The organism is Paenibacillus sp. UASWS1643 (genome assembly GCF_008693195.1).
GTDB classification, from domain to species: Bacteria; Bacillota; Bacilli; order Paenibacillales; family Paenibacillaceae; genus Paenibacillus; species Paenibacillus amylolyticus_B.
The window spans coordinates 14231-25769 of the sequence record NZ_VXKZ01000089.1 but is presented as its reverse complement, the minus strand read 5'-3'; the positions used below and the strand labels follow the sequence as shown (position 1 = coordinate 25769).

Sequence of the window (11539 nt, the reverse complement as noted above, 5' to 3'; positions counted from 1 at the left end):
AGTCTCTTCATTCTGGCAATGCTAGTCATAGAGTTGGAGAGTAACGAATAACGGAGGGATATCGGATGAAGCAAATCTTATTGATCACCGACGGTTGTTCCAATGTAGGACCAAGTCCGGTGCTGGCAGCGGCCGAAGCACAGGAAGAGGGGATTACGGTTAATGTGGTTGGCGTGATTGATTATGGAACCATTGGTGAGCTGGGCAGCCGGGAGATTGAGGATATTGCCAGAGCCGGAGGTGGAATCAGCCAAATTGTAGGTACACGGCAGCTTGCCCATACCATGCAGATGATGACAAGGAAAACGGTGGTTCAGACCATTCAGCAGGCGGTTAATAGAGAGTTAACACAAATTTTGGGAGAGAAGGAGCCCAAAACGGTAACCGATCTGGAGCCTGCACAACGCGCCCGGGTCGTGGAAGTGATGGATGATATGGCTGAAACTACAGCCTTACAGGTTATATTGCTAATAGACGTCAGTGCCAGCATGAAGCCCAAACTGGCTGCGGTGGAAGAAGGCATTCGTGATTTAATGTTAAGTTTGCAGGCGCGTATAGGTCAGAGCAAGCTTTCCGTATTTCATTTTCCGGGGCGACACAGTGGAGAAGATGCGGTAATGGATATTGACTGGACAACGGATCCAGGCCGTGTTCGGTCCCTGTTTGGAAGGTTGCAGATGAAGGGTGCAACGCCGACAGGTCCTGCAATTCAGAAGGTGATTGATTTTTACCGTTATGGTACACTGGAGAAACAGCAGGAAATAGAAGGGAACTATCGCATTGAAAGAGAAGGGATGCTCGGTGACAACGTTGTCTGACGCTTCTTTCCCGCCAGGAACCGTGGTTACAGGGAAATGGAATCGCAGTCGTTACACGATTCGGAAGCTACTGGGCAAAGGAGCTAATGGCATCGTTTTTCTTGTCCAACGGGGTGAAAATGGCAAACACTACGCGCTAAAAATGGGATTTGATCCGGTTGATCTGCAATCGGAAGTCAATGTACTCAAATCTTTTCAACTACAGCGTAATCATGAGGCCCTTCGGCAGAGCGGCATTCCTTCCTATCTTAAAGATGTGGATGATTATGCCGTTCGTGGCCGGGATATTCCCTTTTATGTGATGCGTTACGTTAGAGGTGAGGCACTTCATCACTTCATTCGGCGTCAGGGGACAGACTGGACACTTCTGGTGGGACTTAGACTCTTGCAGAAGCTGGCACAATTGCATCAGGCGGGATGGGTGTTTGGTGATCTCAAACCTCAGAATGTGTTGGTATCCGACTATGGGCAGGTGGAATTGATCGACTATGGCGGAGTTACGTCTATTGGTCGAAGCGTCAAACAGTTCACCGAATGGTATGATCGGGGCTTCTGGAATGCAGGCAGCCGTACGGCAGATGGTACCTATGATGTATTTGCATTTGCACTATTGTTGATTCATGTACTTGAAGCAGACGCGCTCAAGGCACTGGCAGCCGAAGGATTACCGCAACTGCGAAGTGTGAATCAGCTTGTAGCGCTGGTGGAACGCAGTGAACGACTGGGTCCTTTTCGCAATTGGACGAATCAGGCTTTACGAGGTCAGTTTCGTGATGCAGGTCATGCGGCACAAGGGTGGAAGGAAATGATGGCACGCCCCACGCCTCTCCGCCGTCGTTCCAAAAGTACAACACCGCGCTGGCTTAAAAACGCATTTGCTGTATCTGTGATATTACTTATTGGAGTGCTCATCTATGCACTACTTTTTTGATCTGTGAGAGTGCATATACATAACGCAAGGAATGAGGAACAGGTATGGAGGCTTTACGCTGGAACATGCTGGTGAAGAACGTGCTGGATGCAGCGGAAGAGCATCAGTTATGGGTTCCCGGGGATCGGATTGTCGTCGCAGTATCGGGCGGGCCGGACTCGGTAGCTTTTTTGCATATCATGCACGAGATCAGCATGCGGCATGTACCACTTGAATTGATCTGTGCCCACGTGCATCACGGCTTCCGGAGTGAATCTGATGACGAAGCGGAGAAAATGATGGAACTGGCACAGCAGCTTGGTATTACATTTGAATGGACCAAGGCCGATGTACCTTCATATATGGAGCTTACGGGTCAAGGACCACAGGAAGCAGCCCGCAACAAGCGATATGCCTTTTTGCACGAAGTCGCTTCCAAATATAATGCGGCAAGCATCGCTTTGGCACATCATGCCGATGATCAGGCGGAGACGGTCATGCTTCATTTGCTTCGTGGAACCGGCTTGTCGGGACTCTCAGGAATGAAGTTTAAAAGACGAGAAAAAAATGTGGAACTTATTCGTCCATGCCTTCGTATAAACAAGACAGACCTTGTAGAAGCTTGTAATACCCAGGGTTTTATGTATTTCAATGATGAGAGCAACGCCCTGCGTAAATATCGGCGTAATGCCATTCGCTTGGATGTGCTTCCTTTTTTGGGGCAGTATAATGGACAACTCACGCCGTCATTGAATCGGCTTGCCGAAATTGTGGGTGATGAAGACGATTTCATGGAGCAGAGTGCATATGACACATACAGGTGTCTAGTGCAGGTGAACGGCGGAAGGCAAACCTTTGAGGTGCCTTCCTTCTTGAAGTTACATGTCGCTTTACAACGAAGGTTGATTAAACTAATATTGAATTATCTGCCTTTGGACAGTGATTTTGTCGACTTTACCCGTATAGAAACCATTCGGCACAAGGTCATGGAGACCCATGTGACGACCTGGAGCCTGGATATAGGACAGACACTCGCCTGCACTCGGGAGTATAATCTGATTTCTTTTGGCATACGGACGGACGTACAGGATCAATCTTACGAGTATCGTCTTGCGCAATGGAGTGGAACTTATGAGCTTTCACTCACCCCAATTAACCGGTATATTCGGTTGATGACGGTGAGTCCCGAGGACTATCATGTACCGGAATCGGCGGATCAAGCCGCGTTTGATGCGGATCAACTGCTTATGCCGCTGGTTGTGCGTTCACGGTTACCTGGAGATACCATGAAAGTGATGGGATTAAACGGAAGCAAAAAGGTGAAAAATATTTTCATCGATGAGAAAATCCCCCCATCTGTCCGTCCACGTATTCCTGTGGTATGTGATGGAGCAGGTCATATTATCTGGTTACCGGGTGTTCGACGGTCCAATGTGGCTCCTGTCAGGGAGGGCACTTCCGCAATCCTGTACATGACTGTAGGCGATTCAGCGATTCAGGGGTAGTGGTTATGGTTCAGGTAAGGCTTTCATAGTATAACTTAGGAGGTTCGCACAGTTGCAGAACGACATTCAGGAAGTATTGATCAGTGAAGAAGAAATTCAGAGTAAAGTCAAGGAATTAGGCGCAACACTAAGTGCCGAATATGCAAATCGCAATCCTTTGGTCATTTGTGTGCTCAAGGGTGCGTTTATATTTATGGCTGATTTGGTTAAAAACATAACGGTACCTGTTGAAATGGATTTTATGGCGGTATCCAGTTACGGCGCTTCCACCAAGTCATCAGGTGTTGTCAAAATCATTAAGGATCTGGATGTATCCGTTGAAGGACGGGAAGTTCTGATTGTCGAAGATATTATCGACAGCGGACTTACTCTCAGCTATCTGATTGAACTGCTAGAAAACCGCGGTGCCGAGTCGGTGCGTGTGGTTACGCTGTTCGACAAGCCTTCAGGCCGTAAAGTTGAGTTGGAAGCTCATTACACAGGCTTTGACATTCCTGACGCGTTCATCGTTGGTTACGGTTTGGATTTTGCGGAGAAGTACCGGAACCTGCCCTATATCGGGATTTTGAAGCCGGAAGTCTATAGTAGCTAATATCCTGCCCGACCCAAGCCTTGAGCTGTTCTTGGCTTCTGTTGAGAAGCCATGTCGGGCTATGTTAAAATAATTAAAGTGTCTCGAGAGGAGGTAGGGGATGAATCGGTTCATCCGGAATTCTGGTTTTTATTTGATTCTTTTTTTAGTTGTGGTGGGGATAGTCCAGTTCGTCAGCAATGGCGGCGAAGCCACCGATAATCCTAGATATGATCAGTTGCGTGCAGCGATCAAAGCCAACAATGTCTCTGAATTGACGGTTCAATTCAACGGTCAAACGTATCTCGTGACCGGTCAATACAAGAAGGCACCTGATGGCGCCAAATCAGAAAATTTCTCAACGTATATTCCTCCTACGGATGAGGCAATTAGTGAGCTTGTAGCTGCAAGTGAAACTAACAATTTCCAATATCATCAGGAGCCAATGAAAGGTGACAGCATCTGGTTGACGTTGCTGACTTCCTTTATTCCTTTGATCATTATGTTCCTGCTGTTCTTCTTCCTGTTTAATCAGGCTCAAGGCGGCGGCGGTAAAGTAATGAACTTTGGTAAAAGCCGTGCTCGTCTCTACAACGAAGAGAAGAAGCGGGTTACATTTGAAGATGTTGCGGGTGCTGACGAAGAGAAACAGGAACTTGTTGAGGTTGTAGACTTCCTCAAGGACCCTCGTAAATTCGCAGCAGTAGGTGCACGGATTCCTAAGGGCGTATTGCTCGTAGGGCCTCCAGGTACCGGTAAAACATTGCTCGCTCGTGCCGTAGCTGGTGAAGCGGGTGTACCATTCTTCACTATTTCAGGTTCCGACTTCGTGGAAATGTTTGTCGGTGTCGGTGCATCACGTGTACGTGATTTGTTTGAAAATGCGAAGAAAAATGCCCCATGTATCATCTTTATCGATGAGATTGATGCTGTAGGACGTCAGCGTGGTGCTGGTCTCGGTGGTGGTCACGATGAACGTGAACAGACACTCAACCAGTTGCTCGTTGAGATGGACGGATTCGGAGTTAATGAAGGTATTATCATCATAGCCGCAACGAACCGTGCAGATATTTTGGACCCTGCCTTGCTGCGTCCTGGACGTTTTGACCGTCAAATTACGGTTGACCGCCCTGACGTAAGAGGTCGTGAAGCTGTCCTGAAAGTACATTCCCGTAATAAACCACTGACCAAAGATGTGAAGATGGATATTATCGCGAAGCGTACAACAGGTTTCTCTGGTGCGGATTTGGAGAATCTCTTGAACGAAGCGGCATTGCTTGCAGCCCGTCGTAACCGTAAAGATATTTCCATGAAGGAAGTTGACGAAGCGATTGACCGTGTCATCGTTGGTACGGAGAAGAAAAGCCGTGTCATCAGTGATCGCGAGAAACGAATCGTTGCTTATCACGAAGCAGGTCATACCATTGTAGGATACTTCCTTGAACATGCTGATATGGTACATAAAGTGACCATTATTCCGCGCGGACGTGCGGGTGGATATGTAATCATGTTGCCAAAAGAAGACCGTATGCTGGTTACCAAGCAGGAATTGCTGGATAAAGTAACCGGACTCCTCGGAGGTCGTGTAGCTGAGGAATTGTTCATCGGAGAAATTGGTACTGGTGCATACAGTGACTTCCAGCAAGCGACAGGTATTGTTCGCAGCATGGTTATGGAATACGGTATGAGTGAGAAATTGGGACCTATGCAATTCGGAAGTTCACAAGGACAGGTATTCCTTGGTCGGGATATCGGCCATGAACAGAATTACTCGGATTCCATTGCTTACGAGATTGATCAGGAAATGCAGCGCTTTATCAATGACTGTTATGAGAAGTGTAAGGACTTGCTTGTTAAACATTCAAAAGAGATGCACCTGATCGCTCAAACTTTGCTTGAGGTAGAGACTTTGGAAATGGATCAGATCAAGCAATTGATCGAAACAGGTTCTTTGACTCCAAAAGCAGAGAATGACAATGATGGTGAAGGCACACCAACTGAAGGCGGAGAGCCAATCATCGACACCATCGGTGATGTGCGTGTTCGTATTCAAGGTAAAGATGAAACGCCTGAGCCACCAGCCGGAGATATTCCAAACGAAGCTCCGAATCTGGAAAAAGGTAATAATAATAACCCGGATGATGGCGGAACTAAGCCAACGTCTTAATGCACAATACATCTGGCTATGATAGCAGGTGAAATCAAGAGAGCCCTCGAGGCTCTCTTTTTTTATCCATTATTTTAAAAGAGGATAGATAAAGATAAACGGGAGTTAGATGGCGAACCAGTTAGTAAACAGGTGGTTACAGCGCTGTTCCGGGCCTTTTTCATTTATTGACAGAGTCGTGAACGTTGTGTAAATTAGTTGTTAAACCGCTTGTGATTCGTTTCTCAAGCGAAGATAACGACTTAGGTTAGCCCACGAAACAGCGCATGACGCTGTCCCGATAAAGGAGAGGATCACAGGTGGAAGCTCTGGCTTTAGAGCGCAAGGCTGAGATGAACCGCGAGCTGCGTGAGCGGCTTATGGAGTTGAAGAAGGAACGTAATGCCATTATTCTTGCCCATTATTATCAACGTGACGAAGTACAGGAGGTTGCCGACTTCCGTGGAGATTCGTTTCTGTTAGCCCAGAAGGCAGCACAAACCGATGCGGATGTGATCGTTTTCTGTGGTGTTCATTTTATGGGTGAAAGCGCTAAAATTCTGGCGCCAAACAAAACAGTTATTATCCCGGATGAACGTGCCGGCTGCCCAATGGCAGATATGGTGAATGTGGACGGACTACGCAAATTAAAAGCACAACATCCTAATGCCAAGGTGGTTACGTATATCAATTCCTCGGCTGAGATCAAAGCAGAGACTGACATCTGTTGTACATCGGCCAACGCAGTCCGGGTTATTCAATCGGTGGATTCCGACGAAATTATCTGGGTACCGGATAAAAACCTGGGACATTATGTGCAGCAGCATACAGACAAGAAAATGATTATCTGGGAAGGTTACTGCAACACTCACGATATGCTTACAGTCAAAGATGTGGTAGAGATGAGAGCCAAGCATCCAAATGCAGAGTTTGTTGTCCATCCAGAGTGTCGCCCTGAGGTTGTAGAAATGGGTGATTTTGTAGGCAGCACAACAGCTATTCTGGAGTATTGCAAAAATTCATCAGCGAAGGAATTTATCGTAGGTACCGAAGATGGTACAGGATATCAGCTTCGTCTGGATAGTCCGGATAAACAGTTCCACTTTGCTACCAAGTTCCTCGTATGTCCCAACATGAAGGTGAACAACTTGAAGAAACTGGTGAAATGCCTGGAAACGATGAAGCCTCAAATATACGTGCCCCCAGCCGTTGCCGACAAAGCCAGAGAATCACTAGAGCGCATGTTGTTGGTAAAGTAGGATGCGCTACTCTTGCTCCAAGACAGGTGAATAACATGATACCGCAATATTTAGTTGATTTTGATCTGTCTGCGCTACCCATGGTAGAGACGGATGTACTGGTTATAGGCTCAGGGATTGCTGGTTTGTTTACTGCCATTAAGGCAAGTGAACAACAACGTGTATTAATGATCACGAAGAAGTCATTACTTGAAAGTAACACCAGATATGCGCAGGGAGGCATCGCTGCGGTTATTGCAGAGGATGATTCACCTGCTTACCACTTGCAGGACACACTTGTAGCAGGAGCGGGCTTATGCCGCTCCGAAGCGGTAGAGGTATTGGTGAATGAGGGTCCGGACGGAGTGAAGGAACTGATTCGTTTGGGTACTTTATTTGATCTGGAGAACGGCGAGTTGGCGTTGACGCAGGAAGGTGCGCATAGCCACCGCCGTATTTTGCATGCCAACGGAGATGCGACGGGATATGAGATTGTACGTGCGCTTGCTGTTGAAGTGAATGAACATCCCGGGATTGAAGTATGGGATGAGCATTTTGTTGTTGACCTGATTACAGATCGAGATCGAGGGCAATGCATTGGCGCTCTGGTTCAGAAGGATGACGGATCGCAAGTGTTCGTGAAGGCACGGGCAACTGTTCTTTGCTCTGGTGGGGCAGGACAACTGTACCGATACACGACGAATCCGGATGTAGCTACTGCCGATGGTGTAGCCATGGCCTATCGGGCTGGGGCTATTGTTCGTGACATGGAATTTATCCAATTCCACCCCACCTCTCTTTGTTACCCGGGGGCCCCGCGGTTCCTTGTGTCAGAAGCCGTACGCGGCGAAGGAGCATATTTGCGCAATGTGATGGGCGAGCGCTTTATGGATCGTTATCATGCCCAGCTTGAACTGGCCCCACGCGATATCGTGGCACGAGCGATTGTTAGTGAGATGGAGTCCACCAACAGTACCTTTGTGTACTTGGACATTACACATGAACAGCCAGAGATGATCAAGCATCGGTTCCCTACCATATATGAGACTTGTATGCGTTATGGATTAGACATGACAACGGACTGGATTCCCGTTGCACCTGCTGCCCATTACATGATGGGTGGAGTGAAAACGGATTTAAGTGGAGAGAGCAGCATCTCCCGATTATTTGCTTGTGGCGAGGTGTCTTCTACAGGAGTGCATGGAGCAAACCGCCTGGCAAGCAATTCTTTATCAGAAGCGATTGTATTTGGGCGGAGAATTGTTGATCGTATTCAATCTCTCCCTCCGCTTGGTTTATTACAAGTAAGAGGGGCTGCGCCTTCATCTGTGGACATAAATAACAAGATCAACAAGATCATGGAAGAGCAAAAGCCGATATCCGAAAGACGCTTACGGTTACAGAAAATGATGGTTCGTCAGGTAGGGTTGCGCCGGAATGGTGAGGACCTGCAGAAGGCCATGGACAAGCTGCAACAGGAATTGCAATTTTTTGATCAGACACTCACTCATAAGGAAGAGCTGGAGTATGCCAACCTTCTGACCTGTGCCTGGTTAGTTACCAGCGGGGCATTACACCGCGAGGAGAGTCGGGGGGCTCACTATCGTGAGGATTTCCCGGCGCGTGATGATATCGTGTGGCAGAAGCATAGTCTGCAGCAGCGAGAACAAGCGATTGTGGAGGAATTGATGTCATGATACTGAATGGATATAATGAAGGGCTTATCGAATCAATCAAAAACTGGCTTCGTGAAGATGTTGGTGCAGGTGACGTTACAACAAGTGTGACGATCCCGGCAGGCAACCAATCCAAGGCCATTATACACGCCAAAGACAATGGTATTATTGCAGGCATGACCGTAGCTGAACTTGTATTTCAAGTTGTTGATCCTGATCTTGTATTTACACCTAAGGTAACAGACGGAGACAAGGTTACTCATGGCACGATTTTGGCCGAGGTAGAGGGAAGCACCCATTCACTGCTTACGGGGGAACGACTGGCACTTAACTTGCTGCAACGTATGTCCGGAATAGCTACGCGTACGCGTAGCTACGTGGATGTGCTGGATGGTCTTGAGACCAGACTCGTGGATACACGTAAGACAACGCCGGGCCACCGATTACTTGAGAAATATGCAGTGCGCGTAGGTGGCGGAGCGAATCATCGATTTGGACTGTACGATGCCGTTATGATTAAGGATAACCACATTAAGGGTGCAGGCGGAATCACCGAGGCGGTACAGCGTGCGCGAACCGTTATTCCACATACGATGACGATTGAAGTGGAGACTGAAAATCTGGAGCAGGTGAGAGAAGCCTTGCAAGCCGGGGCAGATATCATTATGCTGGATAACATGCATCCAGAGCGGATGCGTGAAGCAGTTGAACTTATTCGTGAACAGGCTCCTCATGTGAAGGTTGAAGCATCCGGTAACGTGTCCCTTCAGACCATTCGTGGTATTGCAGAGAGTGGTGTGGATGTAATTTCGGTTGGCAGGTTAACCTATTCCTTTGAGAGCCTGGATATTAGTCTGGATTTAAATGAAAAGAAAGAGGGGTGAACCTCTTTGATTCTAGTTGTAGACGTGGGGAACAGCAATATGGTGCTCGGCGTATATCAAGGCCGGGAATTGCTGCACCACTTTCGTCTGAGTACATCACGTCAGTCAACAGTGGATGAATACGGCGTATTGATTTATAATTTATTTCATATGTCCGGCATCAGGGCAAGTGACATCGAAGGTGTCATCATCTCATCTGTGGTTCCGCCACTGGTGAATGTAATTGAAGCGATGTGTGAGAAGTATGTAGGCAAAAAAGCTTTGCTCGTTGGGCCTGGTATCAAAACTGGCTTGAACCTGCGATACGAGAACCCTCGTGAAGTGGGTGCAGATCGTATTGTTAATGCAGTGGCAGCCGTTGAGAAGTATGGCGGCCCTCTCGTCGTGGTCGATTTCGGTACCGCAACGACCTTTGACTGTATTGACGAGAAAGGCCACTACCTGGGGGGAGCTATTGTACCTGGCATTCAGATCGCCACTGAAGCGCTCTATGAGCGGGCATCCAAGTTGCCTCGTATAGAGCTGGAGAAACCTAAAAAGGTCATTGGCCGTAATACTATTCATGCCATGCAAGCGGGTATTATATTTGGCTATGCAGGCCAGGTTGATGGTATTGTAGAACGTATTCGCGAGGAGATGGGAGCGAAGCCCCGAGTTATCGCAACGGGTGGTCTCGCTACACTTATCGCAGAAGAAACCCGTAGTATAGAGGAAGTTGATCCGCTGCTTACGCTTGAAGGGCTGCGTATTATATATGAGCGGAACCGGGAAAGGTGAGCATAGAGACGGCATACAGCGGGCTGAGATTACAGCTTAAGTGTTGTGCCGTTTTTTCTGTGTTACAACTATTATGGCGATACGCCAAAGGAGGCTGAATGACTTGGAAAACAACAACAAGCATGACCGGTTAATTCGTGGTACAGCAATGAATGGAAAGGTAAGAGCCTTTGCTATCCAGACTACGGAACTGGTTGATGAACTACGCAGAAGACACGATACGTTTCCCACGGCTACAGCTGCCATGGGGCGTACGGTTACAACAGCAGCCATTATGGGTGCAATGCTCAAAGGTGAAGAGAAGTTAACGGTACAAGTCAACGGTGATGGGCCCATTGGACAGATTGTAGCTGATGCCAATGCGAAAGGCGAAGTACGGGGATATGTTTCTAATCCGCATGTACATTTGCCAAGTAATAGCGTGGGGAAACTGGACGTTGCAGGCGCAGTTGGAACCGAAGGCTTCATCAATATAACGAAGGATTTGGGACTGAAAGAACCATATCGTGGCAGTGTGCCTATTATTTCAGGAGAACTGGGCGAAGACTTCACGTATTACTTTGCGCAATCGGAGCAAACACCTTCTGCTGTAGGCGTTGGTGTGCTCGTTGATACGGATAATTCCGTTATTGTCGCAGGTGGATTCATTATGCAGTTGTTGCCGGGATTGACAGATCCAGAGATCACGGCGATCGAAAACGCCATTAGTACGTTGCCACCAGTGACGACGTTGCTGGAGCAGGGGCTTGAATTGGAAGAGTTGCTTCGCCGATTGTTGCCAGATGTACAAGTGATGGAAGGATTGGATATTCATTTTAGCTGTGAGTGTTCACGTGAGCGGGTAGAGAAGACACTAATCAGCCTGGGCCAAACGGAGATGGAGCAATTAATTGAAGAAGAGGGCCGAGCTGAAGTGGTCTGCCAATTCTGTAATGAAGCCTATGATTTTAACAAAGAACAACTTGAGACCATCCTAGAGCAAGCCAAGAACTGATCTATGCGGGGACGGGATGC

10 protein-coding genes are annotated in these 11539 nt (G+C 47.8%); all 10 read left to right on the top strand.

Going from position 1 to position 11539, the window contains the following annotated elements; translation table 11 throughout:
- Positions 1 to 65: 65 nt before the first annotated feature.
- The 10 genes from FE296_RS02570 to hslO all read left to right on the top strand — a co-directional run bounded on the left by FE296_RS02570 (position 66) and on the right by hslO (position 11519).
- On the top strand, positions 66 to 818 hold the full coding sequence (locus FE296_RS02570; protein ID WP_091018321.1) for a VWA domain-containing protein: 753 nt from the start codon (positions 66 to 68) through the stop codon (positions 816 to 818).
- A complete protein-coding gene (locus FE296_RS02565) occupies positions 802 to 1749 on the top strand; it encodes a serine/threonine protein kinase (protein WP_091018319.1) in 948 nt (315 codons plus the stop codon). The genes FE296_RS02570 and FE296_RS02565 overlap by 17 nt, the downstream gene beginning before the upstream one ends.
- Before the next feature lie 44 nt (positions 1750 to 1793).
- Positions 1794 to 3233, top strand: coding sequence for a tRNA lysidine(34) synthetase TilS (tilS, locus tag FE296_RS02560; RefSeq protein ID WP_124118810.1), 1440 nt, complete (start codon positions 1794 to 1796; stop codon positions 3231 to 3233).
- Between the two features lie 52 nt (positions 3234 to 3285).
- A complete protein-coding gene (hpt, locus tag FE296_RS02555; protein WP_017691352.1) occupies positions 3286 to 3825 on the top strand; it encodes a hypoxanthine phosphoribosyltransferase in 540 nt (179 codons plus the stop codon).
- A gap of 100 nt (positions 3826 to 3925) precedes the next feature.
- Positions 3926 to 5971 (top strand): ATP-dependent zinc metalloprotease FtsH, encoded by a 2046-nt coding sequence (ftsH, locus tag FE296_RS02550; RefSeq protein ID WP_036606115.1) that lies wholly within the window; start codon positions 3926 to 3928, stop codon positions 5969 to 5971.
- Between the two features lie 299 nt (positions 5972 to 6270).
- The gene (gene nadA / locus FE296_RS02545) at positions 6271 to 7209 is read left to right on the top strand and encodes a quinolinate synthase NadA (protein ID WP_017691350.1); all 939 of its coding nucleotides are present in this window, start codon (positions 6271 to 6273) and stop codon (positions 7207 to 7209) included.
- Between the two features lie 35 nt (positions 7210 to 7244).
- Positions 7245 to 8885: an L-aspartate oxidase gene (gene nadB / locus FE296_RS02540; protein WP_150364154.1), complete on the top strand. Its 1641-nt coding sequence runs from the start codon at positions 7245 to 7247 to the stop codon at positions 8883 to 8885.
- Positions 8882 to 9748 carry a carboxylating nicotinate-nucleotide diphosphorylase gene (gene nadC, locus FE296_RS02535; RefSeq protein ID WP_124118812.1) on the top strand — a complete coding sequence of 289 codons (867 nt, stop codon included), beginning with the start codon at positions 8882 to 8884 and terminating at the stop codon, positions 9746 to 9748. The genes nadB and nadC overlap by 4 nt, the downstream gene beginning before the upstream one ends.
- 6 nt (positions 9749 to 9754) lie before the next feature.
- The gene (locus FE296_RS02530) at positions 9755 to 10525 is read left to right on the top strand and encodes a type III pantothenate kinase (RefSeq protein WP_026081372.1); all 771 of its coding nucleotides are present in this window, start codon (positions 9755 to 9757) and stop codon (positions 10523 to 10525) included.
- Positions 10526 to 10628: 103 nt separating this feature from the next.
- The gene (gene hslO, locus FE296_RS02525) at positions 10629 to 11519 is read left to right on the top strand and encodes an Hsp33 family molecular chaperone HslO (RefSeq protein ID WP_223868742.1); all 891 of its coding nucleotides are present in this window, start codon (positions 10629 to 10631) and stop codon (positions 11517 to 11519) included.
- Positions 11520 to 11539: the final 20 nt, after the last annotated feature.